The sequence below is a fragment of the Malaciobacter sp. genome, from assembly GCF_055140965.1.
The window spans coordinates 11,409-37,406 of sequence record NZ_JBSRRO010000019.1 but is presented as its reverse complement, the minus strand read 5'-3'; the positions used below and the strand labels follow the sequence as shown (position 1 = coordinate 37,406).

Sequence of the window (25,998 nt, the reverse complement as noted above, 5' to 3'; positions counted from 1 at the left end):
TTAAATGAGTCAAGAATACGGCGCTAGTAATATTAAAGTTTTAAAAGGTCTTGAAGCTGTAAGAAAAAGACCAGGTATGTATATTGGTGATACAAATACAAATGGTCTTCACCATATGGTATATGAAGTTGTTGATAACTCAATTGATGAAGCAATGGCTGGTTATTGTAAAAATATTAAAGTTACAATAACAAAAGATAATGTTATTAGAGTTAGTGATGATGGTAGAGGTATTCCAACTGAAGTTCACAAAGGTGAGGGAATCTCAGCAGCAACAGTAGTTTTAACAGTACTACACGCAGGTGGAAAGTTTGATAAAGATACTTATAAAGTTTCAGGTGGATTACATGGTGTTGGTGTATCAGTTGTAAATGCTTTATCTAGTGAACTTAAAATGACTATTTATAGAGAAGGTAAAATTCACTATCAAGAGTTTTCAAAAGGTATTCCAAAAGCTCCTTTAGAAGTAATTGGAGATACTAAAAAAACAGGTACTACTATTGAATACTTAGCAGATGATTCAATTTTTGAAATAGCTGAATATATGTATGATACATTGGCTAAAAGATTTAGAGAAGTTGCATATTTAAATCCTTTTATTTCTATTACTTTAGAAGACGAAAGAACTAAGACAAAAGAGGTTTTCCACTTTGAGGGTGGTATTGCTCAATTTGTTACTGATTTGAACAAAGAGACTGCTTTATGTGATGCTATTTCATTCTCTGATAGAGTTGATGATGTTGAAGTTGATATTGCATTGATGTATAACTCTTCATATACAGAAAAAACTATCTCTTTTGTTAATAATATTAGAACAATAGATGGTGGTACTCATGAAGCTGGTTTTAAAGCTGGACTTACTAGAAGTATTGTTAAATATTTAAATAATAATGCAAATGCTAGAGAAAAAGATACAAAAATTACTGGTGATGATGTAAGAGAAGGTTTAATAGCTGTTGTTTCTGTAAAAGTTCCAGAACCTCAATTTGAAGGACAAACTAAAGGTAAACTAGGTTCTTCTTATGTAAAACCAATAGCACAAAAATTAACTGGTGAACAATTAGATAAATATTTTGAAGAAAATCCAACAGCTGCAAAAGCAATTATGGATAAAGCTTTAATGGCAGCACGTGGTAGAGAAGCAGCTAAAAAAGCTAGAGATTTAACTAGAAAAAAAGATTCAATGACAGTTGGAACACTTCCTGGTAAATTAGCGGAATGTCAAAGTAAAGACCCTGCAATTAGAGAGTTATACCTAGTTGAGGGAGATTCAGCAGGTGGTTCAGCAAAACAAGGTAGAGATAGAGTTTATCAAGCTATTTTGCCACTAAAAGGTAAAATCTTAAATGTAGAAAAATCTAGACTTGATAAGATTTTAAAATCTGATGAAATTAGAAATATGATTACAGCTCTTGGTTGTGGTATTGGTGAAGATTTTGATGATGAAAAAATTAGATATCATAAAGTAATTATCATGACAGATGCCGATGTTGATGGAAGTCATATTCAAACACTTCTATTAACTTTCTTTTTTAGATTTTTAAGACCTGTAATTGAAAAAGGTTATTTATTTATTGCACAACCACCTTTATATAGATATAAAAAAGGTAAAAATGAGACTTATTTAAAAGATGATACTGCTTTATCAATATTCTTAATTGAAAATGGTTTAGAGTCATATGAGTTTGAAGGTTTGGGTTACAATGATTTACTAGATTTATTTAAAACTGTTTCAAGATATAGAGAAATGCTTTTACAACTTGAAAAAAGATACTCTTTAATTGAAGTATTAAAACACTTAATTGAAAAACCTGATTTAGTAAAATTAGATTATACTGCCTTATATGAAGAAGTAAAAGGTTTTCTTGAAAATAAAGGTTATAATATTTTATCAAAAAGCATAACTGATAGTATGATTCAATTATTTGTTCAAACAAAAGAAGGACTTGAAGAACTTCTAATTGATGATGATTTATTTGCATCTCCATATTTTAGTGAAGCAACATATATATATTCAAGATTGGTTCAAAGAGATATTTCTATGTTTAAAAATGATCTAATTGAAGAATTAGAGTATATAGAAAATTTAGCTAAAAAAGGTGCTTATATTCAAAGATATAAAGGTCTTGGGGAGATGAATCCAGAGCAGTTATGGGAAACTACAATGATACCTGAGGATAGAAGACTTCTTAGAGTTACAATTGAAGATGCAGAAGTAGCAAGTGATACATTTACACTGTTTATGGGTGATGAAGTAGAACCTAGAAGAAACTATATTGAAGAGCATGCAAAAGACGTAGAGCACTTAGATGTATAAAAGAGGCTAAGTCCTCTTTTTACTCTCCTTTAACCTTTCAAAATTTTTAATTATTTGGAGCTTATATGAGAAAAAAAAATCTCTTATCTTATGAAGCAAAAATAGTTTTAGCAATAATTATTTTACTTTTACTGATTTTTTTACCAATACCTTTTTTGGATACAATTATAAAAATTAAAGATTATTTTATAATTAATTATGAAAAATATATTTCATCATATCCTATTTGGATGCAAATTTTAGGAGTAATAACTCCTATTATTATATTTATTATTATTAAAGTAATTCAAAAAAATAGATGTAAATATACACAAGATGTATTTTATGGTATTAAATGGACTTGGTCTTGGAATAAAGATAAAGTAGTAAACTTAAAATGTTATTGCCCTTCTTGTAATGAAGAGCTTTATTATGATGATACAGTTGCTTATGAAAACTCAACAGTTAGAAAGTTTGAGTTTATTTGTGATAATTGTAATAAAGCAGTTGGTACTATTGCAAATGAAAATAAAAATTTGCGTTCATCAAAGATTATTAACAATGAAATTCAAAGAATTATCAAAAAAAGAGTATCACAAATGTAAGATGGCATATTGCCATCTTTTTTAAAATTTGGAATTTTTATTTTGCCAATTCTTTTTTTCTAAAATTTTTTCTTTTATTTTCCAAACTTTTTTTATCTTACTATTATCAATATAAAAAAGTTCATATAAAGCATAATTAATATTTGATTGTTTTATTTCACTTACACTTAAAACAAACTCACCTTCTGCTAATATCATATGATTTTTTATATAACTATTATCTTTAATAATTTTATCATGAATATATTTTTTTATTAAATTTTTGTTATTTTTTGTTGAATTTTTATTTAAAACCTTTGTAGGTAAGCCATTTACTAAATCTATATTTTTAATAGTTTGTATATTATCCCAATGCTCAACAATTAGGCCATTTTCAAATCTAAAAATATCAATTATATGCATATAAGTATTATCTTCTCTTGATAGTGTTTGTGCAATTACATAATTTTCATCTTCAAATACTCTAACTACTTTTGTATCTATATCTTTTGTTGATAAATAATCAAGATAGGCTATCAGTCCATCTTTTTGATCTTTTGCATATAAATTATGTTGAATATATTTTTTATCACTTACATACTTTAATACACTTCTATCTTGATTTTTAGTAAATGCTTTTTCTAAAAGCATAACTACTTTTTGCGAATTTGATATCTCTTTTGCATTGCTATTTAAAACAAAAAGTGATAATAAAAAAGATATAGATAACATCATTTTTTTTAAATCCATTTTTACTCCTATGGTAATTTTATGAAATTATATTTTCTTAACTTCTTTTAGTAAAGGTTAATTTGGTATAAAAAATGGTAAAAATCAAACTAACAGTTATTTGTATCTTTAAATTTTCTAGGAGATATTTTTGTATGTTTTTTAAAAAATTTTATAAAGTTTGTAGTTTCTATAAAACCCAATTCATAAGCTATTTGTTTTATGGCACTATTAGTAGTAATCAATTTTCTTTTTGCTTCAAGTATAATATAACTACTTATTAGTTGTTTTGCTGTTAAATTTGTTTTTTGTTTACATATAGTATTTAAGTGTTTGGAACTTATATTTAATAAACTACTATAATAATTTACACTTCTATTTTTATAATAGTTTTTGTGGAAAAGATTTTTGAAGTTATTATATACATCATTATATTTTTGATTTATATTATCTTTATTTTGTTTACTAAATTCTTCTTTTACTTTTAAGATTAAGTAATTAAATAAAGTGCTATTTAGTTTCTCTTTAAACTGATAAGATTTTTTATAATCATTGTGTATTTGTTTGAAAATAGTTTGATAATCTTCTTTACAATTATAAAGAATAGATGGTTTTAATAATATATTAAAAATAGAGTCATTTAAACTAAGAAAATTTCTTTTTAAAAACTCATCAGTAAAAAGAATAAGATAACCTTCATAATTAGCAGTTTTACTAAAACTATGTATTTGCTCTTTTGATAAAAAAATCATACAATTATCTTCTATACTGTATTTTTTAAAATCAATAAAGTGATAATCTAAAGCTTTTGTAAAATATAAAATATGATAAAACTTAATTCTATGAGCTTTAGTCATAAAATGAGTATTTAAATCTATATTTTTAAATAACTGCTTAAAAGTTAATATTTCAAAGCCATACTCTTTTAATTTATATAAAAACTCTACTTCTAATAAATTTTTCATAAATAGATTATAAAGAATTAATCATAATAAAGCAAACTATATAATCTTATAGTATAATATAAAAAATTTTAGGAATAGTTATGATTATTGAAAACTTAGACCATTTAGTACTAACAGTTAAAGATATTGATAAAACAATAAGATTTTATACTGATGTTTTAGGAATGAAAAAAGAGATATTTAAAAACTCAAGAGTTGCTTTAAAATATTCAAATCAAAAAATAAATCTTCATCAACTTGGAAGTGAATTTGAACCAAAAGCTACAAATGTAAAAGAAGGTAGTGCTGATTTATGTTTTATTGTAAAAGATGATATAAATGATGTATTTAAATTTTTACAAAAAAAAGCTATAAAAATTTTAGAAGGTCCAGTTTTTAGAACAGGAGCATTAGGAGATATTTATTCTATTTATATAAATGACCCAGATGGAAATTTGATTGAATTATCAAATTATATAAAAAATAATGACACTAAATTGTCATTTTAGATGCTTTATAATAGGTATTTTGATAAATAAAGTGTCAAAATATGAAAATTTTTTAAAAAAGATATTTTTTACTATATAATTTAATAATTATATTTTAAATTTATGATATTATTTTAAGTATATTTTAAAACTATACTTAAAGGGATATTTATGTATGCTAAACAAATAACTTTAAATGAAAAGTTAGATATTGCAAAAACAAGTGAAAATCTTGATGAATTAAAAACTTTAGTAGATTGTGAATCAATGCTTGTAAGACGAGCAATTGCTAGAAATAAAAATATTGATGAAGAGATTGCAAATTTATTAGCTTTTGATCCAGTTTTAAATGTAAGTTATATGGCATCAAATAATCCAAACTGTACACAAAAAAGAGATTTTTCTAATTACTCACTGGTTGGTTGTGTAGTGTGTGATAAGGATGAAAGAGAACTAAATTGTGTAGAATGTCAAAATAAAATAATTTATTAAATATATTATTTAAATACCTAAAGATTTTTGTACCTGCTACACTTGTAAGTAAGTTTTTGATAAAATTGGCAAAAATAAAATATTAAAGGTTATTTAAATGGAAATGAAATATGGCGAAAAAGAGATTGTTGAGTTTGATATTAACAATGAAGAACACTACTGGCCAAATAAAAATGAAAAAAACTATATTATAAATATTGAATTACCAGAGTTTATGGCAAAATGTCCAAGAAGTGGATACCCTGATTTTGCAACAATTAAACTTCAATATACTCCAAATAAAAAAGTAATCGAATTAAAAGCTTTAAAAATCTATATCAATACTTTTATGTATAGAGAAGTTTCACATGAGAATTCTGCAAATGAAATTTTTGATACATTGTATGAAAAATTAGAGCCAAAATGGATGAAAGTAGTTGCAGATTTTAAACCAAGAGGGAATGTACATACTGTAATAGAAATAGACAGCGCAAAAATGTAAGGATAAGTCTTGGAGAGATTAGTAACTACTTCTCAAGCGGCTCAAATTCTTGGGCTTTCTCTTCAAGGTGTACACTATAGAATAAAGAACAATCAATTAAAATCTATCAAAAAATCTGGAAAAACATATGTTTATATAAGTGAACATGTAGAAGATAAATCTAGAGAAAATGAAAAACCTGTTGAAATTATAGAAATAAAAGAGCTAATAAAAGTAAAAGATGAACAAATAGATTTACTAAAAAAAAATATGAAGTGGATGAAAAAACAGTATACTTCAGAGATTGTAAGACTTGAAAAAAATCAAAAAAAGATTATAGAGGTTTTTAATAGAGAAATAGATTTGTTACAAAGTGCATTTAATGAAATGCGTTCAATTTATAAGCCACAAATACAAAATCAAAAAAAACCACAAGAGCCTGAAGAAAAAACGCAAAAACCAATAAATGATGAAATAAAATATATAACTTTACAAAAGTTTACAAAAATGATGAAAGCTTATGGTAAATCTGACTTAGAAATTAAAACTATAATTTTAACAGGTGTAAAAAGTAAAGATCATAGGTTTTTATATGATAAAAAAAGTAAAAAAGTAATAATAAAAGATAGTGATTTTAAAGATTTTTTATAAAGTAATAAATTTTAAGCAAAAAAAAAGAGTGCTTTAAAGCACTCTTCTCCAGATACCCAAACACACCATCAAGTAAGGTGCCTTGCTGTGTTCCCACCCTGGGGCATTGTCTTAAATGATAATTGCAAGGGTCTAAAGAAGAGCACTCAAAATAGTAAACTATTCTCAGTGCTTCTCTTTAAGAGTCGTATTTTAACTAAATAAACTTAAAAAAAATTTTAAAAAAGACTGTTTTAAGGAAAATTGGATATAAATTTGGTCTATTTAAAAAAAAGAGTTTAATTTGGGAAATAAAATTAGTATATTAGGAATTTTATCTTTAACTTTTGCAATGTTTATTTGGGCAAGTTCTTTTATTGCTTTGAAAGCTGCTATGAATGAATATGGAGCACATACAGTTATTTTTGTAAGAATGGTTTTTGCATCTATGTGTTTTTTGATTTTTATTAAAAGTTTTTTAAAATATGATTTTACAAAAAAAGATATATTACTTATACTTTTATTAGCTTTATTTGAACCTTGCTTATATTTTTTATTTGAATCAAAAGCATTACAATTAACTACTGCTTCACAAGCGGGTATGATTGCTTCATTAATGCCTTTAATTACATCTGTTGCTGCTGTTTTTATCTTAAAAGAGTTGATTTCAAAACAATTTATTTTTGGTTCAATTCTAGCTGTATTTGGCGCTATTTGGTTAAGTTTAGAAGCAACATCAAGTATTACTGCACCAAACCCAATACTTGGTAATTTTTTAGAATTTTTAGCAATGGCGTGTGCTGCTGGTTATACAATTGTTGCAAAACATTTAACTTATAAGTTTTCTGCAATATTTTTAACAGCTGCACATGCTTTTATAGGTACGATATTTTTTCTGCCTCTTGCATTTTATGAACTTACTACAACACCTTTTGTTTTTAAACTTGAAGGTTTTTTATGGACAGCTTATTTAGGCGTTATTGTTACTTTAGGTGGTTATGGTTTATATAATTATGCATTAACTAAAATAAATGCTTCAAAAGCTTCAATTTTTATGAATTTGATACCTGTATTTACTTTAGTACTTGCCTATTTTATTTTAAATGAAAGATTAAGTTATATTGAAATTACTGCATCAATTGTAGTACTTTTTGGTGTATTTATTTCACAAATTAAAATTGTAATTCCTAAAACTATATTTAATTTATTTAATAAACAATAATGACATATATTAGCCTATTTTTTATATCATTTGTATCTGCAAGTTTACTACCAATGGGAAGTGAGGCTTTTTTAGTTTTTAATATCAAGGAAAACTATAATATCTATTTGCTTTTACTCTTTGCTACACTTGGTAATACTTTAGGTTCTTTGTTAAACTATTTTTTAGGTTTAAAAGGTGAAGAGTATTTAGAAAATAAAAAATATTTAAATAAAAAAAAGATTGCAAAATATAGAGTTTTTTTTGATAAATATGGAGCTTTTTCATTGCTTTTATCTTGGGTTCCTATCATTGGAGATCCTTTGACATTTATAGCAGGTGTCTTAAAATATAATTTAAAGTTTTTTATAGTTATTGTATTATTTGCAAAGTTTATAAGATATCTATTTGTTACATTAGTGACTTTATCTATAATCTAATCATTGATTGTTGGAAGAGTTATTGTAAATCTTGCACCTTTATAAGAATTACCTTTTATATTAATTGTTGAGTTTTCTACTTTTATATTTCCTTTCATATGTTTAGTAATAATTTCTTTACTCATATAAAGTCCAATTCCTGTTCCTTGTTGCTCTTTTTTAGTACTAAAATAAGGTTCAAAAATTTTATTTATTATTTTAGTTGAAACTCCACCTGCATTATCAGTTATTATAATTTTTACTCTATTTTTAGTTTGTTTTGTTTCTATTACAATAAGTTTGTCTTTTTGCTCTTTTTTTACAAGTTCGTCTCTTGCATTATTTAAAATATTTATTAGTACTTGAATAAGTTCATTTTCTAAACCAAAAATTTCAATCTTATCAATATTTTTTTCTATATCAATACTTTTTGCTTTAAATTGTGCACTAATTAAAGATAGACTTTTTTCAAATACATCTGTTGTTGTAAATTTTTCTTTTGTTTTATTTGGTTTAAAGAAGTTTTGAAAGTCATCAATTGTTTTTGATAAGTGCTTTGTAGCTTTTGTAATTGCATCTACACTCTCATCTAAATCTTTATCATTTAAAGTTCCAAACTCTTTTTGCATTTTAATTCCACTTGAAACAGTAGATATTAAAGATAAAGGTTGTCTCCATTGATGGGCAATATTTCCTATCATCTCACCCATTGAAGCCATCTTAGATTGTTGGGCTAATAAGCTATCTTTTTTTCTATTTTTATTTATCTCTTCATATATTTTCTCTTTATATTTTAAAAAACGCTTTTTGATAATATTTGATGTATAAGAAGATATTACTAATAGTATAATAGTAATTATTATACTTATAATTAAAATATTTATTATATAAGATTTATTTTTATTTTTTAATTCTTGTTTTTTCTCTTCTAATATTTTTGTAAATTCATTTTTATAAAAACCTGTGCCAATAACCCAATTCCAAGGTTTAAAACTTTTTATATAAGATGTTTTTTCATTTTCAATATCATCTTTTAAACTTTGATTATATGTTATAAATCCATCATCTTTTTTTGCTTTTTCTATGATTTTATTTAGTAAGATTTTTTCTTTTTCTTTTTGAAGTTTTGATAGTTTAGCATTTTTGTGAACTAGTATATTTTTGTCAAAGTCAAATAAAAATATATATCTTTGGTTTTTTTCATTCATCTTTTTTATATATTTTATTATCTCATCTTTTATATCATTTTCAAAATCTTTTAAATATTCACCCGTTCCAATTGTAATATCTAAAGGTTCAAAATATTTATAAAAAGATATTTTTTTATAAACTCTTTCTCCCTCATTTGTAGGTTTACTCCAATAATAAATATCAAATCTTTGAGTTTTGTTTTTAATAGTTTCTACTATTGTTTTTACAAACTCATAACCTTTGGCATCTTTTAAATCTATATAATTTTTATTTTCAAGATTTTTATTTAGTGGATAAAGTCTATTATTTCCTTTTATATCATGAATAAAATAGTAACCTCTTTTATCATTAAATCTAACATCTCTTAGTGCATCTTGTATCATTTTAAAGATTTCAGCTTTAGATTTATTTTTGTTCTCTTCAAAAATATTTGTAGCAATAGCATGAGCTTCATTTACTCTATTTTTTAATTGAGCTTTTAAACTCTCTTCGCTTCTATCTTTTTTATATAAAATATACTCATAAATTTTCTCAACTTCAAGCTTTATCTCTTTTTGTCTGTGTATATAAAACTCATGTTCAATTTTTTTAATATCTTGTTTATAGATGTTTTGGTTATTTAAAATAAGTAAATATGTAGTAATTGTAGATAGTAAAAGTATAAATAATAAAGGCGCATATTTAATAATACGTAAAATATTTTTTTCATTACTTTTAAACATGCGATATTATAGTGTTTTTTTTATTAATTTTTACATATAAAACTCTTTTAAGATTTCATCGTTTTTAGAAAATAATTTATAAATTATATTATTATAGTTAAACTCTAAATAATTGGCATGCAACCAAAGTCTATAACTACCTGTTTTTTCATATCTTTTTTCATCTTCAAGCTCTTTATTTAAGTAAGCTTCTGCAATATCATCATCAATTCCATATATAGGATCTCCTATTATTCGATGACCAATAGAGTATAAGTGAACTCTAATTTGATGTTGTCTTCCTGTATAAGGAATCGCTTCTACTAAAGTTATATCTTTTTTGCAATTATAATTTAATGGCTTAACAATAGTTAGTGATTTTTTTCCTTCTTGAGAAGTTTTCATCCTAACACCGATATTTTTTCCCTCTTTTTCTAAATAATTTTCAATAGTAATCTCTTCTTTTAATTCACCCTGAACTATTGCAAGATATGATTTCTTATATTTTTTTTCAATAAACATATCTTTTAGTTTTTTTTCACTCTCTTTATTCTTACAAACTATTACAAGTCCAGATGTTTCAGCATCAATTCTATGGGCTAAATTTGCATTATTACCAAAATGATAACGAATCTCATCTAGTAAAGAGTATTTTGTATTTTTTGAAATTGGATGAACCATTAGTTTTGTTGGTTTATCAAATAAAGCAAAATCTTTAAATTCAAGTAAAGGATTAAGACCTCTTGTATGCCCCTCAAACTCTGCTACATATATATAATTCGTATTAATTTTTTCATTTAAAATAAAAGGTTTTTGATTTTGGTCAAAAACTCTTGCTCTACTAATGTACTTTTGCGCTAACTTGGGCTCTATCTTTAAATCTTGGAGTAAAAAATGTTGTATTTTTTTGCCTAAAATAGCTTCATATTTTTTTAAAATAAAAGGCACAAACTTTTCCTAAAAATTAAGTTTAAATTAACCAAATTTTAATGAAAAATTTTGGCTAACTTAGTTAAGATATCATACACTAAAAAGCAATAAAAACAAATAAGGGACTAGTAAATGGTTGAAAGATATGCAAGAGAAGAGATGAGTTCAAAATGGACTATGCAAGCTAAATATCAAGCATGGTTAGATGTTGAAAAAGCTGTTGTTAAAGCTTGGAATAGACTAGGTCTTATTCCTGATGAAGATGCACAAAAAATTGTTGAAAATGCTAATTTCTCAGTTGAAAGAATTGATGAAATTGAAGCTGTTACAAGACATGATTTAATAGCATTTACAACAAGTGTTTCAGAAACACTAGGTGATGAGTCAAGATGGTTTCACTATGGTATGACATCTTCTGATACTGTTGATACAGCTGTTGCTTTACAAATGAAAGACTCTTTAAATTTAATTATTAAAGATGTAAAAATGATGATGGAGTCTATTAAAACAAGAGCAAAAGAGCATAAATATACTTTAATGGTAGGAAGAAGTCATGGTATTCATGGTGAGCCTATTACATTTGGATTAGTTCTTGCTGTATGGTATGATGAGATGGCAAGACATTTAGAAAATTTAGAACAAACTCTTAAAGTTATATCTGTTGGTCAAATCTCAGGAGCTATGGGGAACTTTGCCCATGCACCTTTAGAGCTTGAAGAGTTTGCTTGTGAAGAGTTAGGCTTATCTTTTGCACCTGCTTCAAATCAAGTAATTCAAAGAGATAGATATGCAAGACTTGCTTCTTCTTTAGCCCTACTTGCTAGTTCAATTGAGAAATTTGCAGTTCAAGTAAGACATTGGCAAAGAACTGAGGTTTATGAATGCGAAGAGTTTTTTGCAAAGGGTCAAAAAGGTTCTTCTGCAATGCCACACAAAAGAAATCCAATATTAACAGAAAATATTACAGGACTTGCAAGAATTATTAGAGCTTATGCAACTCCTGCAATGGAAAATGTTGCATTATGGCATGAAAGAGATATCTCTCACTCATCAACAGAGAGATTTTGGCTTCCAGACTCTTTTATTACTTGTGACTTTATGCTTCATAGAATGAACAATGTTATTGCAAACTTAACGGTTATGCCAGAAAATATGATGAAAAATTTAAACTTAACAGGTGGATTAGTATTTTCTCAAAGGGTATTATTAGAACTACCAAAAGCTGGTGTAAGTAGAGAAGATGCATACAAAATTGTACAAAGAAATGCAATGAAAGTTTGGGAAGGTTTACAATCAGATAAACCAACTACAAATGAAAAAGGTGAATCTTTATATCTTCAATATTTATTAGAAGATGAAGAGTTAAGAAACTCATTGAGTGAAGAGCAAATTAGAGAGTGTTTTAATTATGACTATTACACAAAAAATGTTGATGCAATTTTTAATAGAGTATTTAAATAATTTATAAAATTTTAGGTAAAAAAAAGGCAACAAAAATGGCAATAATGATTCAAAAAAGAAACGGTAGAAAAGAAGTTTTAGATATTACTAAAATTCAAAAGATGACTATAGATGCAACAAAAGACTTAGATGGTGTTAGCCAAAGTGAATTGGAATTGGATGCACAAATAAAGTTTATTGATGGTATGAGTTCCTCAGATATTCAAGATGCACTTATTAAAACAGCAGTTGAAAAAATTGATATAGATGTTCCAAACTGGACTTTTGTTGCTGCAAGACTGTTCTTATTTGATTTATATCATAGAGTTGGTAAATCAACACATGGTATTAAGGGTGAGCCATATTGTCATTTAAAAGATTATTTAAGATATGGAAAAGAAGCTGGAAGATTACTTCCTGCTCTTGGTGAGGGTTATGATTTAGATGATTTAAATAATTATATTGATTCAGAAAGAGATTTATTATTTAACTATTTAGGAATTAAAACACTATATGATAGATATTTAATCAAAAATAAAAAAGCCAATCCAATTGAACTTCCTCAACATATGTTTATGGCAATTGCAATGTTTTTAGCACAAGATGAAGATAATAAACAAGAAAGAGCAAAAGAGTTTTATGATGCAATTTCAAAATTTGAGGTTATGTTAGCAACTCCAACTTTATCAAATGCAAGAACAAATAGACATCAACTTTCATCTTGTTATATCGGTTCAAGTCCTGATAATATTGAAGGAATTTTTGATGGTTACAAAGAAATGGCACTATTATCTAAGTATGGTGGTGGTATTGGTTGGGATTGGAACCAAATCAGAGCCCTTGGTGGAGTTATTGATGACCATAAAAGTGCAGCAGGTGGAACAGTTCCATTTTTAAAAATCACAAATGATTTAGCAATTGCAGTTGATCAACTTGGAACTAGAAAAGGTGCAATTGCTGTTTATGTTGAGCCTTGGCATATGGATATAGTTGATTTTATTGACCTTAAAAAGAATTCAGGTGAAGAAAGAAGAAGAGCACATGATTTATTCCCATCTTTATGGATAACAGATCTGTTTATGGAAAGAATCTTAGAAAATTCTCATTGGACACTGTTTGACCCATATGAAGTAAAAGATTTAAGTGAACTTCATGGAGATGCATTCAAAAAAAGATATGAAGAGTATGAAAAAGATGAGAGCATTACAAAAGATACTATGAAAGCTAAAGATTTATGGAAAAAAATCTTAACTTCATACTTTGAATCTGGAAGTCCATTTTTATGCTTTAAAGATAATGCAAACAGAGCTAATCCAAATGCTCATGCTGGACATATTAGAAGTTCAAATCTTTGTACAGAAATTTTTCAAAATACAAATCCAAACTATTATAAAATCAGATTAGAGTTTGAAGATGGAACAATCAAAACATATGATGAAGACGAGATTATTAAAGTAGATGCAGGGCAAGAGAAAAAAGCAAATAAAATAACTGCACTTGATTCAATCAATGGAAAAAGAGTATTTATAGTAGAAAAAGAGAAGATTGATGGTGATACAGCAGTTTGTAACCTTGCATCAATTAATCTTTCAAAAATTAATACAAAAGAGGATATTGAAAGAGTAGTTCCAACTGCAATTAGAATGCTTGATAATGTGATTGATTTAAACTTCTATCCATTAAGAAAAGTAAAAGCAACTAACTTAAAAACAAGAAGTATTGGACTTGGTGTGATGGGTGAAGCACAAATGCTTGCAGAACATCAAATCATGTTTGGTAGTGAACAACACTTTAAGAAAATTGATTCAGTTATGGAAGCAATTTCATATAATGCTATTAAATCATCAAGTAAACTTGCAGTAGAAAAAGGTGTATATCCTGCATTTGATGGCTCAAACTGGTCAAAAGGAATTATGCCACATGATCATGCACCTCAAGCTGTTGAAGCCTTGATGAATAAAGATTTATTTGATGGTGGATATGATTGGCAAGAGTTAAGAGAAGAAGTTAAAGAAAATGGAATGAGAAATGGTTACTTGATGGCTATTGCTCCAACATCTTCTATCTCTATTTTAGTAGGTACAACTCAAGCAATTGAACCAGTTTATAAAAGAAAATGGTATGAAGAGAATTTAAGTGGACTTATTCCTGTTGTGGTACCAAGATTGAGTCCTGAAACATGGCAATATTATATTCCAGCATATGAAGTTGAGCAAACAGATATTATTAAAGCAGCAGCAATTAGACAAAAATGGATAGATCAAGGTCAAAGTACAAATATATTTATGAGTTTAGATAAAGCAAGTGGGAAATATCTACATGAAATTTATACATTAGCTTGGAAATTAGGATTAAAATCTACTTACTATTTAAGAAGTCAATCTCCTGAAGCAAATAATGATGTTGAAGATAGAAGTATGGAGTGTGCAGGTTGTCAATAAGATAACCTTACACACAAGGTATACAAACTTTTAAAAAAGTATTATAAAATAAATTTAAATTTTAAATATAAGAGGAAATCCTAATGGATAGAAAAACGATATATAATCCACAATCAAAAGAGAACTTAAATGATAGAAGAATCTTTGGAGGTAATCCTGATGGTATGATTAACTTTACAAAGTTAAAGTATCAATGGGCACTTAATCTTTGGGATACAATGGAAGCTAATACATGGTTTCCAAAAGAAGTTCAAATGACAGGGGATGCTAAAGATTATAAGTATTTAAGTCCATCAGAAAAAAGAATGTATGACTTAGTACTTTCACAACTTATCTTTATGGATAGTTTACAAACAAATAATCTAATGGATAATATCAATCCATATATAACAGCACCTGAGGTAAATGCTTGCCTTTCAAGACAATCTTATGAAGAAGCTAACCACTCAAAATCATATGCTGTTATGGTAGAAAGTATCTCAGACAATACAGATGAAATATATGAAATGTGGAAAACAGATCTAAAATTAAGAGAAAAAAACAACTATATAGCTGATGTTTACAAAAGTTTAGCAGCAGGTGATAAAGAAGAAATTACAGATCAAAAAATAGTATTAGCAATGTTTGCAAATCAAATCCTAGAAGGATTATATTTTTATGCAGGATTTGCAGCTATTTATGCACTTGGGAAATCAGGAAAAATGCTTGGAAGCTCTCAAATGATTAGATTTATTCAAAGAGATGAAGTAACACACCTTTTACTTTTCCAAAATATGATTAATTCTGTAAGAAAAGAAAGACCTGATTTATTTACTGCTGAACTTGAAGAGATAGTAAGAGATATGTTTAAAAAAGCAGTTGAACTTGAAGCTTCTTGGGGTGCATATATTACACAAGGACAAATTTTAGGTTTTACAGATGCAATTATCACTCAATATATTCAATACTTAGCAGATAGAAGACTTGAAGCAGTAGGATATAAACCTATGTATAATGTAAAACACCCTATTCCTTGGGTTGATGGTTATGCTTCATTTAATGATCAAAGAACGAATTTCTTTGAGGGGAATGTTGTTAATTACTCAAAAGGAAGCATTGATTTTGATGACTTCTAAAAAAAGAGTTTTATTAATAGCTCTTTTTAGAAATTTCTGCGTTATCGCGGAAATTTCATCACTCACTTACAATAGTAAGCTCCTAATAAAATTACCACTCTAGCCTTGAACTTTCAAAAAATAACTATCACTAAAACTCTTTTTGATATTCATTAATCTTAAAATAAGCCATTTAAACACTCACCTTAACAAAACCATTAATTTCTAATAATAATCACTTTAAAAGCTATTTATAGATAAACTTGTAATTACTTATTTGTTGAGAAAAAAGTTATAATTTTCAAAGTATATATTAAATATTGTATAATAAAATTTTAATTATAATATGGATAAAATCCAAGCCAAAAATCTAAGAAAGATAATATTATGGAATTACCAAAAAAATTAAAGAAGTCTACAATCCTTGAAACTGTTACAGAGTTTAGATTTAAGAATAGATTAGAGATTGAAGATGTTTTCTTTATTGTAAAATCAAAACTAGATGAAAAAGGTTATAAATATACAAAAACACCCTTATTGGAAATACCTCCAGCAATTAGAGAGGGAGATCAAAATTTAAAGTATGCAACATATTATATTTTTCAAAAAGGAAAATATTTAGTAAATGTATCTCCTCAAAAAATTTCATTTAGTAATAAGGGATTCTATAATGGATGGAAAGACTATTTTACTTTTATTGTAGAAATTTATGAAAGTTTGGGTTCATTGTTTGAAAAATGGGAATTTGATAGATTATCAATGAGATATATAAATTTTTTTAATGAAATTGATATATTTGAGAATATCAATATAAAAATTGAAATGCCAGAAATATTGTCAAAAAAAAATGAAAATTCAAAATCTTATTCTTCTGAAATAAAAATGAATGATAATATCACTCTTAAATTACAAGTTATAAATAATTTAAGTTTAAGAAATGAAGAAAATAAAGTTTCTATTGGATCAATTGTAGATACTGATGTTTTTTTAGATGCTAATGTTAAAGATTATGAAAAATCATTAAATATATTACATGATACAACAAAAGAAATTTTCTTTAATATTCTAAAACCAGAATTTATTGAAAAACTTGAACCAGAATATAAATAATTAGGAGTAAATTATGTTAGAATATATATTGCCAGCAAATATACCAACTTATAGTACTTTTGATTCTTCTTATAGAATTGAAAAATCAATTGAAAACTATACTTCTAATGATGTTAATTATTTGTATTATATAGATAAAAATGAAGAATGGCCTTCAGAATTTAATAATATGATGAAATCAATAAAGGATTTAGAAATTACAATTGATAATCAAATTGCAGCTGAAATAAACACTTACGGATATAATATAGAAAATATTGAAGAGTCAAGTTTTAAAGATTTTGATAAAGAATTTAAAGTGTATACAGTTGAATTAAAAGAAGAAATTGAGGACTATACTAGTTTACTTAAAACTGAAAAAGCAATTAAAGAAAAATTAAATCTTTTCTCAAAAGGTATTATGTTGGAGTTAGTTTGAGTTTTAAAAATGGCTATTATAAGAAATTATGTGATAATTACTTAGAACTTTTAAAACCTATAAATAAAGATAAAAGATTTTGTGATGAAGAACTTTTAAAAAGAGACTTTGTTAGTAGATCTTATTATACTGCTTTATTACATTGTAGGGATAAGATTCCAGAGTCTTTATTAGAAAATCAAGATGGAGGAACTCATCAGAAAATTATAAATTCAATTAAAAATGATTACATAGAAGAAGATTTAAGAAGTCTAAAAAGACTAAGGGTTCAAGCAGATTACAATACTAATACCTTTCCTACACCTTTAAAAGTAAAAAGTGCAACTTACCACTTGAATAGAATTGATGCAATTATTAAAGATATTTTATCGAAAACAAAAGATGATTTAATTCCAGAATAAATATATTTATATTTTGATTGAAATTAATTGTTTTATACAAGAGAATTTATACTTGTTAAATTAGATACTTTTTTCAATAAAAAAGTATCATTTATTTTTTATTACTCATTTTGGTATTTTATTCTATTTAAAAAAATTAATTTAAAAGCTATATATAAAATATTACATTAAATCAAAAGATAGTTTGCCTTTTAAAATAAGCCATTTAAACACTCATCTTAACAAAAATTAATTTCTAATAATAATCACTTTAAAAGCTATATATGCTTAAAATAACACATATTTTAAAAGGGATTAACTATGTTAAAAGAAAAAGCATTAGGTTTTATAAAAAAGCAGATACTAGATTTAAATGATTTTTCTTATGAAGTAGAAGAAGATGAGCAATTTATACATGCTATTTTTACAGAAGCTTTAGGAAAAAAAATAGAAAAAGAGTTTACATTTAAACTAGTAAATGATATATTATATATGCACTCAATTTCATATGGGTGGAAGCCTGTAGAAAAAGGTGTAGCAAATAAATATTTTTGGATAGATTTATTAACAAAGGATTAAAATGAATGAAATATTAGAACAGTTATTAAATAGAAAATCAATAAGAAACTTTACAGGTGAAAGTGTAAAAGATGAGGATTTAAAACTTATTTTTGAAGCAGCACAAAGAGCACCAACATCAGTAAATGGACAACAAGTTTCTATTGTATACACAAAAGATAAAGAAAAATTAAAACAAATTAGTGAGTTATGTGCAGGTCAAGAGCATATTAAAAATTGTGAAGTGTTTGTTATGTTTGTGATTGATTATAATAGAACAGCTTATGCTCTTGAAACAATAAATCAAAAACAAATGATACAAGAGTCAGCTGAGGGAATTATTGTAGGTTCAGTTGATGCAGGTATTATGCTAAGTACTTTACAAACAGCTGCTAGATCATTGGGATATGGAACAACTGCTATTGGAGCTGTTAGATTATCAGTTGAAAAATTTATAGAAATACTAGACTTACCAAAAAATACATATCCACTTGTAGGTTCTACTATTGGTGTACCTACAAAAGAAGCATTACAAGCACCTTTAAAACCTAGAATACCTTTTGATTCATTTGTATTTGAAGATAAATATGATGATAAAAAAGCAAAAGATGGTGTTGAAGCTTATGAAACTATTTTAAGTGATTTTAGAAAAGCAAATGGTATGAATTATAAAACATCATATAAAGAAGAGATGGCAAGATTTTATACAAAAAGTTATACTAGAGATATTAAAAACAACTTTGAAAAACAAGGTTTTATATTTAAAGATAATAAGTAGCAAAGGCTACTTATTATGCAATTAATAGTTTTTTTAAATCATCTTTTGCATTAGTTGTAAGTGTAAGATTAAAAGTTTGGCTTAAAAAGTTAAATATATCTTCATTTACAAATTGTGGAGGTTTTGGTCCTAAATAGATATTTTTTACTCCTAAAGAAAAAAGTGCAAGTAAAATAATAACTGCTTTTTGTTCCATCCAAGATAGCACAATTGATACAGGAAGATCATTAATTGGTGTATCTAAAGCTTGGCTTAGTGCTTTTGCAATCTCAACAGCACCATTACTATCATTGCATTGTCCTAAGTCTAAATATCTTGGAATACCTGTTCCTTCAATCTCTCCAAAATCAATATCATTAAATCTAAACTTACCACAGCTTGAAGTTAAAATAACTGTATCTTTTGGAAGAGTTTGAGCTAATTCTCTATAGTATTCTCCACCTTTTCCTGGTGCATCACATCCTGCAACAACAAAAAATTGTTTAATTTTTCCACCTTTTATTGCATCTAAAATTTGTGGTGCTAATGTTAATATAGTTTTATAATGATGTCCTGTTACAAGTGTTGTATCTTCGTTTAAATCAACTCCATTTGCATCTTCACACTCTAAAGTTCTTTTTATAAGTTCATCAAAGTTATCATCTTCAATTTGTGTAGCTCCCTCAACTCCAACTATTTTATAAGTAAATAGTCTATCAAGGTATGTACAGTTTTTCTTTGGAGGCACAATACAGTTTGTATTAACTACAAAAGTTCCAGTAAATTTTTCCATAAGTTTTGCTTGATCAAACCAAGCTTTACCTACATTTCCTTTTAAATGTGGATACTTTCTAAGCTCTGGGTAACCATGTGCTGGTAACATTTCAGAGTGAGTGTATATATTTATACCTTTATCTTTTGTAGCTATTAGAAGTTTTTCTAGCATTTCAAGATTATGTCCACTAACAAGTATAGCTTTACCTTCAACTTTGTTTTGTGTAACTTTTACAGGAGTTGGAATACCAAACTTTGAAGTATGAGAGTTTGAAAGTCTATCCATAACTTTAACTCCAGCACTACCTACTTTCATTAATTGATTTATATGATCATCAAAATTGAAATTTACATTTGTTAATGTAAAATATAAAGTTTCACTCATAACATCATCAATCTCTTTTGTTAAGCTTGAATCTAATTCATTTAAATGTTCTCTATAAGCACTAAGCCCTTTTAATCCAAATATCATAATATCTTGAAGTCTTGATAAGTTTTCATCTTTTCCACATGTTCCAACACTAGCACCACTACTACCACATCCATCTTTTTGACTCATTTCACATTGATAACAAAACATACTCATTAAATAATCCTTAATATTTTTTGTTAATTATAAGGATTTTAATAAGTTCTTTCATTGATTAATATCAATATTAAAATTAACAGGCCTCTTGTTCTTTCAAGTTTGCTATATATTTTTCTATTGAAATAGCAACTCTTTTTGATAAAGCAACAGCTTCTACAACTGTTCTAGCACCTGTTACTACATCTCCTGATGCAAATACACCCTCTCTTGTAGTCTCTCCATTTTCATTTGTAACTACTAAGCCATCTTCTCCTACATTAATCCCTTTTGTATTAGAAACAATTAAATCTCTTGGTTGTTGACTAATTGATACTAAAATAGAATCAGCTTCTTCAAAGCCTTCAATATTTGGATTTTCTTCATCTGTGCTTAGATATTTTATACCCTTTGAAGTAAATTCAAGTGGTAACTTATAAAGATTGAATTTCACTCCATCAATTTTGGCATATTCAACTTCTAATTTTTCTGCACTCATTTGCTCAAAACCTTTTCTATACATAATAGAAACTTCTCTTGAACCATTTCTAATTGCAGTTCTTGCTACATCCATGGCTACATTTCCTGCACCAACAATTACAACTTTTTTACCAAGATTGTATGCTTTTGGACTTTTTAAATAATCAATTGCAAAGTGTACATTTCCTAATGTTTCACCTTTTAAACCTAACTTTTTGGGTGTCCAAACACCTGTTCCTATAAATACTGCTTTATATCCATCTCTAAATAGTTCATCAATTGTAATATTTTTTCCAATTAATGTATTTGGTCTAATTTTAACGCCTATCTTTTTTAGTTTTAATAGTAACTCATCAAGTATTGATTTATCAAGTCTAAAATCAGGTATTCCATATCTTAAAACACCTCCAATTTTATCATGACCTTCATACATTGTGATTTCATAACCTTTTAACGCAAGAATCATTGCAAGACTTATTCCTGCTGGTCCACTTCCAATAATAGCAATATTATGCCCATTTGATTTAGGTTTTTCAAACTCTTTATAGTTCATATAGTATGTTGAAATATAGTTTTCTATTCCTCCAACATTTACAGGTGTGTATTTTTTATTTAGTACGCAGTGTCCCTCACAATGCTTTTCATGGGGACAAACTAATGAACAAATAATTGATAAAGGATTGTTTTCAAATACTTTTTCTCCTGCAATTTTAATATCTCCTGTTAAAAATAGTCTAATCATCTCAGCAATAGGAGTATTTACAGGACATCCTTTTTGACATTTTGGTTTTTTACAGTCCAAACATGTTTGCGCAGAATTGATAATATGTTGCATTATTTACCTTTTAAATTAAAATTAGTTTAAAAATTTTATATAAATTGAATGATAAGTATATGATAAATTTGAAAAAAAATAGATAAATTTTTTATTTTTGCCATTACAAAAAATCTACTAAACCTGTAATTTTAAATAATATAATAAAGTAATTTATTAATTTTAGCCATATTTTTATCTCTTCTTATAATTTTTAAGATATAATAATTAAATTTTCAATAAAGAGTAAGTTAGATGCAAGTAGGTAAAAAGATTTTTTTATTATCCCTGTTGTTACTATTATTAATAGTTTCTTGTGTATATAAACATGCCAATGAGTTTATGAATAGTACAGCTTCTGTTGTTGAAGATAAAGTAGTTCAATTACAAGAAAATAATAATAGTGATGTCGTAGAAGTTGAGTTAGAACCAATTGATTTACAATTAAATGAAGCTCATGAGTCAGTAACAGAAAAAATAATTAAAATTGAAGAAGAGATTAAAGAACCTGAACCAATCATCTTAATAAGAGTTGATGAGGGCTATAGAAGATCAAATGGTGAACTTTCTTACAAAGACTTATCTAAAAAATCAAAAGCAATTCAAGATGAATTATATTCGATTATGAGAGATGAATCTTTTGAGTTTTCAAAAGAAGGTATTGATTATTTAAGTAAAAATGATGAGCTTTTAAATAAAATCTATAAAATTATGAAAAATAATGATAACTTGAGTTTTGAAATAGCTGGCCATGTAAGTATTAGACCAGGAGATGATAAGTATAATAAATATATTTCAGTAATGAGAGCTGCAAATATAAAGAAAAAGCTTATATCAATGGGTATAAAAAATACAAGGATGAAAGGAAGAGGATATGGAGATAAAATACCTTTAATTCAAGACGAAATCAAGATTTTCAATAGAATAGAATTTAATATCATAGGAGAATAATTGTGATAGAAATAGCTTCGAAAATAGTATTATGTTTAGTATTAGCAACAATTATTGGATTTTTAATAGGTTATATACTAGGTAGAGCTACAAGAAAACAAGAGTATGCACCAATGCCACAAAAACCTACTAAAAATGTAGGAAATGTTTATAATAAACCAGTTATATTTAGTTGTCCAAGACCAGCTGGTAAAGATGATTTAAAACAAATAGAAGGAATTGATTCATTAGTTGAAGCACAATTAAATCATCTTGGAATTTTTCATTTTGACCAAATTGCAAATTGGAGTGATAAAAATTGTGATTGGATAGAAAACTATTTAGAAATAGAAGGAAAAATAAAAGAAGAAAACTGGGTAGGTCAAGCAAAAGGTTTTACAAAACCTCTTGTATAGTTTTTATACTTTTTTTGTAATCATATTGGAATCAAGTATTGTTATAATTTAACTACATAAAATATAAAAGGAGTTAGATTATGATTACGGAATATTCTTTATTATATATGGCAACAGCTAGTTTTCACTTAGCAGGATTATCAACGATTTTTTTATTACAAAGATATAGAATCTTATAAACAAAAGTTTATGACTTTTGTTTAATAAGTTCTATTACGCATTTTTCAATCATGCTATAAACTTTGTCAAATCCCTCAAATCCCTCAAAGAAGAAAGGGTCAGGTACATCTTGCCCATCAAAACCAAAATCACCTAATTTAACCGCATCCTTACAACCTAGTTTTTCCAAATCTTGCATATTTCTTTCATCTAAGCCAACTACTAAATCATAAGTTTGAAAATCTTCTAAGTTTACTTGTCTTGCTATTTGTCTTGATATATCTATACCATTTTGTTTTGCAATATTAATAGAGTGTTCACAAGGACTCTCTCCTATATGCCAGCTTCCTGTTCCAGCACTGTCAACTTTAATATCTAATTGATTATCTTTTATGTATTTTTGAGCAATACCTTGTGCAATAGGAGATCTACAAATATTCCCTAAGCATACAAAAATAATTGATTTAATTTTACTCATAATCTATTCCTACATCTAAAAATTTTCTTATTTTTCTTATTTGTTTTTTATCAAATACACTTTGTAGTAACTCTTTTGAGTCATCAAGTAAAACTTCTCCAAATGGATTTATAATACTACTTGATTTACAACAGTTTTCATCTGCACTATTTGAAGCTATAACAAAACATTGGTTTGAAATTGCAAGTGCTTTTACTAAAGTCTCAAAGTGTTCTTTTCTACCTTTTCCCCACATAGCAGGTACAAGTATTATATCTGCACCTTTTAATCTATTCCAATATTTTGTAAATCTAAGTTCAAAACAAATTAAAGTTGCAAGTTTAAGTTGCCCTATTTTGAAAAATTCTATTTTTTTATCATTTTTGGGTTTAGAAAAGTATTTTTGCTCATTTCCAAGTTTAAAAAGTCTATATTTATCTTGGGTATGAACAATTTGTTTTTGATAAAACATATAAAATCTATTGTAGTAGTTACCATCTTTAAAAATGGTTAGTGTAAGAGCTATAGCTTTATGTTTTGATAGTTTTTTTAATCTTTTTATAGCTTTTTTTGAAAATTCTGCAGCTTTTTGTATATTATCATAAGAGTAACCAGATAGTGCAAGTTCAGGTGCAAGAATTAAAGAGTCATTCTCGCATGAACTTATTAAGCTTTCTAAATGTTTAAGATTTTGTTTGAAATCTTTTGTATAATTAGTTTGAAGAGTTACTAAGTTCATCTTTTGCCAATAAAATTAGTTTATTAACTTCTTCTTCATACTCTTTTGCAGTTTGTTCATTTGTTGATTCAAATCTAGTAACTAATACAGGCGTAGTATTTGAAGCTCTAACCAATCCCCAACCATGTCTAAAGTTTATTCTAACTCCATCAACATCAATTATATCAACTATTTTAGGAAAATTCTTTGGTGGATTTTTTAGAAGCTCTTTTATTTTGTCTATTAATAAAAACTTTTCATCTTCTGTTGTTTTTATTTTAATCTCTTCTGTTGAGTATGTTTTTGGAAGTTTTTCTATTTGTTTATCAATATCCATTCCATTATGAATTAACTCTAAGATTCTAAATGTAGCATAAACTGCATCATCAAAACCATAAAATCTATCATTAAAGAAAATATGACCTGAAACTTCAGCTGCTAAGTGTGCATTTACTTCTTTTAGCTTTACTTTTAAATTACTATGTCCTGTTTTATACATAATAGCTTTTCCAGTTTCATTTATAATATCATACATAACTTGAGTACATTTAACCTCTCCAACTACAATTGGATCTTTCATGGTTTTTGCAAAAAGAAGTGCTAAAATATCGCCTTTTACATTATATTTTTTAGTTAAAAATGCAATTCTATCTGCATCTCCATCATATGCAAATCCATATAAAGCTTCATCTTTTAAAAGCTCTTTTAAATCTTTTAGATTTTTTTCTTCACTTGGGTCTGGATGATGATTTGGAAATGTACCATCAGGATTGCAGTATAAACCTTTGTAATTTAGTTCTAATTTATCTAAAATCTCACATAAAACAGTATTTGCAACACCATTACCACAATCAATCGCAAAAGGAATATCAAAACCTTTTAAAAATGAGAACTCTTTTAGCATAAAATCTATATACATAGCTTTTGCATTGATTTTTTCAAACTGTTTATTATCTTCTATTTTTATATTTTGATTTTTAATAATTTCATCACCCAATGCATATATATCATCTGCAAAAAATGGAGTATTGTTTACTGAAATTTTAAAACCATTATATTCGCTTGGATTGTGACTTCCTGTAATCATTACAGAAGCATTTGGTTTTATGCCATTAAATGTTTGGTAAGATGCAAAATAGTTAACTCCTGTTGCTACCATTCCCATGCCAAGAACTTTTACTCCTGCTTTATTAAATCCACTTGTAAGGTATTCAAACAGTCTTGGAGAGTGTGTTCTTGCATCATATCCAACAACAACATATGGAGTTTTAACTGTTTTTTTGATAATTTCTAAACCTAAATAATATCCAATTAATTTAACACTTTGTTCATTTAGTTCTTCATCAACTATTCCTCTAATATCATACTCTCTAAAAATAGACTTTTTAATCATAAAGACCCTTACTGCAATTTTTTTATTAT

The 25,998-nt window shown here is 26.5% G+C and carries 27 protein-coding genes and 1 other RNA gene; 18 read left to right on the top strand and 10 right to left on the bottom strand.

The window, feature by feature from the left end:
* The first annotated feature begins 4 nt into the window (after positions 1-4).
* Together gyrB and ACTCCZ_RS07205 are read left to right on the top strand one after the other, a co-directional pair.
* Positions 5-2,317, top strand: a complete 2,313-nt coding sequence (gene gyrB / locus ACTCCZ_RS07210) for a DNA topoisomerase (ATP-hydrolyzing) subunit B (RefSeq protein WP_079578162.1) — start codon at positions 5-7, stop codon at positions 2,315-2,317.
* Between the two features lie 65 nt (positions 2,318-2,382).
* Positions 2,383-2,901, top strand: coding sequence for a hypothetical protein (locus ACTCCZ_RS07205; protein WP_079578161.1), 519 nt, complete (start codon positions 2,383-2,385; stop codon positions 2,899-2,901).
* Positions 2,902-2,922: 21 nt separating this feature from the next.
* On the opposite strand, the gene ACTCCZ_RS07200 is transcribed toward ACTCCZ_RS07205, so the two are convergent.
* Positions 2,923-3,630, bottom strand: coding sequence for a nuclear transport factor 2 family protein (locus ACTCCZ_RS07200; protein ID WP_079578160.1), 708 nt, complete (start codon positions 3,628-3,630; stop codon positions 2,923-2,925).
* An 89-nt stretch (positions 3,631-3,719) separates the two neighbouring features.
* Positions 3,720-4,574, bottom strand: coding sequence for a helix-turn-helix domain-containing protein (locus ACTCCZ_RS07195; RefSeq protein WP_079578159.1), 855 nt, complete (start codon positions 4,572-4,574; stop codon positions 3,720-3,722).
* Positions 4,575-4,654: 80 nt separating this feature from the next.
* Here ACTCCZ_RS07195 and ACTCCZ_RS07190 point away from each other — a divergent pair, with 80 nt between their 5' ends.
* The 4 genes from ACTCCZ_RS07190 (at position 4,655) to ACTCCZ_RS07175 (ending at position 6,644) form a co-directional block, all read left to right on the top strand.
* On the top strand, positions 4,655-5,062 hold the full coding sequence (locus ACTCCZ_RS07190) for a VOC family protein (RefSeq protein ID WP_079578158.1): 408 nt from the start codon (positions 4,655-4,657) through the stop codon (positions 5,060-5,062).
* Positions 5,063-5,212: 150 nt separating this feature from the next.
* A complete protein-coding gene (locus ACTCCZ_RS07185) occupies positions 5,213-5,533 on the top strand; it encodes a hypothetical protein (protein ID WP_079578157.1) in 321 nt (106 codons plus the stop codon).
* 103 nt (positions 5,534-5,636) lie between these two features.
* A complete protein-coding gene (queF, locus tag ACTCCZ_RS07180; RefSeq protein WP_165773074.1) occupies positions 5,637-6,014 on the top strand; it encodes a preQ(1) synthase in 378 nt (125 codons plus the stop codon).
* Positions 6,015-6,023: 9 nt separating this feature from the next.
* The gene (locus tag ACTCCZ_RS07175) at positions 6,024-6,644 is read left to right on the top strand and encodes a DNA-binding protein (protein WP_079578155.1); all 621 of its coding nucleotides are present in this window, start codon (positions 6,024-6,026) and stop codon (positions 6,642-6,644) included.
* A 42-nt stretch (positions 6,645-6,686) separates the two neighbouring features.
* On the opposite strand, the gene ffs is transcribed toward ACTCCZ_RS07175, so the two are convergent.
* Positions 6,687-6,783: signal recognition particle sRNA small type (gene ffs / locus ACTCCZ_RS07170), an RNA gene on the bottom strand.
* A gap of 144 nt (positions 6,784-6,927) precedes the next feature.
* Here ffs and ACTCCZ_RS07165 point away from each other — a divergent pair.
* Both ACTCCZ_RS07165 and ACTCCZ_RS07160 read left to right on the top strand, forming a co-directional pair.
* Positions 6,928-7,845, top strand: a complete 918-nt coding sequence (locus tag ACTCCZ_RS07165) for a DMT family transporter (RefSeq protein WP_228145314.1) — start codon at positions 6,928-6,930, stop codon at positions 7,843-7,845.
* Positions 7,845-8,264 (top strand): YqaA family protein, encoded by a 420-nt coding sequence (locus ACTCCZ_RS07160; RefSeq protein WP_079578154.1) that lies wholly within the window; start codon positions 7,845-7,847, stop codon positions 8,262-8,264. Before ACTCCZ_RS07165 ends, ACTCCZ_RS07160 begins: the two co-directional genes overlap by 1 nt.
* On the opposite strand, the gene ACTCCZ_RS07155 is transcribed toward ACTCCZ_RS07160, so the two are convergent.
* Both ACTCCZ_RS07155 and ACTCCZ_RS07150 read right to left on the bottom strand, forming a co-directional pair.
* Positions 8,261-10,156, bottom strand: a complete 1,896-nt coding sequence (locus ACTCCZ_RS07155) for a sensor histidine kinase (protein ID WP_463187224.1) — start codon at positions 10,154-10,156, stop codon at positions 8,261-8,263. The two genes, ACTCCZ_RS07160 and ACTCCZ_RS07155, sit on opposite strands and share 4 nt — an antisense overlap.
* 30 nt (positions 10,157-10,186) lie before the next feature.
* Positions 10,187-11,083, bottom strand: coding sequence for an RluA family pseudouridine synthase (locus ACTCCZ_RS07150; protein WP_079580157.1), 897 nt, complete (start codon positions 11,081-11,083; stop codon positions 10,187-10,189).
* A gap of 114 nt (positions 11,084-11,197) precedes the next feature.
* On the opposite strand from ACTCCZ_RS07150, the gene purB reads away from it, so the two are divergent.
* The 8 genes from purB to ACTCCZ_RS07110 all read left to right on the top strand — a co-directional run bounded on the left by purB (position 11,198) and on the right by ACTCCZ_RS07110 (position 19,284).
* Positions 11,198-12,526: an adenylosuccinate lyase gene (gene purB / locus ACTCCZ_RS07145; RefSeq protein WP_079580156.1), complete on the top strand. Its 1,329-nt coding sequence runs from the start codon at positions 11,198-11,200 to the stop codon at positions 12,524-12,526.
* A gap of 41 nt (positions 12,527-12,567) precedes the next feature.
* Complete coding sequence (locus tag ACTCCZ_RS07140) at positions 12,568-14,946, top strand: ribonucleoside-diphosphate reductase subunit alpha (protein WP_228145353.1); 2,379 nt, start codon at positions 12,568-12,570, stop codon at positions 14,944-14,946.
* An 83-nt stretch (positions 14,947-15,029) separates the two neighbouring features.
* Positions 15,030-16,061 (top strand): ribonucleotide-diphosphate reductase subunit beta, encoded by a 1,032-nt coding sequence (locus ACTCCZ_RS07135; RefSeq protein WP_079580154.1) that lies wholly within the window; start codon positions 15,030-15,032, stop codon positions 16,059-16,061.
* Between the two features lie 366 nt (positions 16,062-16,427).
* Positions 16,428-17,150 carry a TIGR04255 family protein gene (locus ACTCCZ_RS07130; RefSeq protein WP_079580153.1) on the top strand — a complete coding sequence of 241 codons (723 nt, stop codon included), beginning with the start codon at positions 16,428-16,430 and terminating at the stop codon, positions 17,148-17,150.
* Between the two features lie 13 nt (positions 17,151-17,163).
* Positions 17,164-17,568, top strand: coding sequence for a hypothetical protein (locus tag ACTCCZ_RS07125; RefSeq protein ID WP_079580152.1), 405 nt, complete (start codon positions 17,164-17,166; stop codon positions 17,566-17,568).
* Positions 17,565-17,969: a hypothetical protein gene (locus ACTCCZ_RS07120; protein ID WP_079580151.1), complete on the top strand. Its 405-nt coding sequence runs from the start codon at positions 17,565-17,567 to the stop codon at positions 17,967-17,969. The genes ACTCCZ_RS07125 and ACTCCZ_RS07120 overlap by 4 nt, the downstream gene beginning before the upstream one ends.
* A gap of 300 nt (positions 17,970-18,269) precedes the next feature.
* The gene (locus tag ACTCCZ_RS07115) at positions 18,270-18,527 is read left to right on the top strand and encodes a hypothetical protein (RefSeq protein WP_079580150.1); all 258 of its coding nucleotides are present in this window, start codon (positions 18,270-18,272) and stop codon (positions 18,525-18,527) included.
* Between the two features lies 1 nt (position 18,528).
* A complete protein-coding gene (locus ACTCCZ_RS07110) occupies positions 18,529-19,284 on the top strand; it encodes a nitroreductase family protein (protein ID WP_079580149.1) in 756 nt (251 codons plus the stop codon).
* A 13-nt stretch (positions 19,285-19,297) separates the two neighbouring features.
* Here the strand turns inward: ACTCCZ_RS07110 and hcp are convergent, their stop codons facing one another.
* The gene (hcp, locus tag ACTCCZ_RS07105; protein WP_079580148.1) at positions 19,298-20,623 is read right to left on the bottom strand and encodes a hydroxylamine reductase; all 1,326 of its coding nucleotides are present in this window, start codon (positions 20,621-20,623) and stop codon (positions 19,298-19,300) included.
* A gap of 76 nt (positions 20,624-20,699) precedes the next feature.
* A complete protein-coding gene (locus ACTCCZ_RS07100) occupies positions 20,700-21,917 on the bottom strand; it encodes an NAD(P)-dependent oxidoreductase (RefSeq protein WP_228145352.1) in 1,218 nt (405 codons plus the stop codon).
* Between the two features lie 234 nt (positions 21,918-22,151).
* Between ACTCCZ_RS07100 and ACTCCZ_RS07095 the strand changes: the two genes are divergently transcribed.
* Positions 22,152-22,847, top strand: a complete 696-nt coding sequence (locus tag ACTCCZ_RS07095; protein WP_079580146.1) for an OmpA family protein — start codon at positions 22,152-22,154, stop codon at positions 22,845-22,847.
* A 2-nt stretch (positions 22,848-22,849) separates the two neighbouring features.
* Positions 22,850-23,242 (top strand): hypothetical protein, encoded by a 393-nt coding sequence (locus ACTCCZ_RS07090; RefSeq protein WP_079580145.1) that lies wholly within the window; start codon positions 22,850-22,852, stop codon positions 23,240-23,242.
* 187 nt (positions 23,243-23,429) lie between these two features.
* Here ACTCCZ_RS07090 and ACTCCZ_RS07085 read toward each other — a convergent pair whose 3' ends face one another.
* From ACTCCZ_RS07085 to ACTCCZ_RS07075, 3 genes are read right to left on the bottom strand one after another with little or no spacing between them, the layout of a single operon-like run.
* Positions 23,430-23,879, bottom strand: a complete 450-nt coding sequence (locus ACTCCZ_RS07085; protein WP_196778293.1) for a low molecular weight protein-tyrosine-phosphatase — start codon at positions 23,877-23,879, stop codon at positions 23,430-23,432.
* Positions 23,872-24,597, bottom strand: coding sequence for a carbon-nitrogen hydrolase family protein (locus ACTCCZ_RS07080; protein WP_079580144.1), 726 nt, complete (start codon positions 24,595-24,597; stop codon positions 23,872-23,874). The genes ACTCCZ_RS07085 and ACTCCZ_RS07080 overlap by 8 nt, the downstream gene beginning before the upstream one ends.
* On the bottom strand, positions 24,572-25,969 hold the full coding sequence (locus ACTCCZ_RS07075; protein ID WP_079580143.1) for a phosphomannomutase/phosphoglucomutase: 1,398 nt from the start codon (positions 25,967-25,969) through the stop codon (positions 24,572-24,574). Before ACTCCZ_RS07075 ends, ACTCCZ_RS07080 begins: the two co-directional genes overlap by 26 nt.
* Positions 25,970-25,998: the final 29 nt, after the last annotated feature.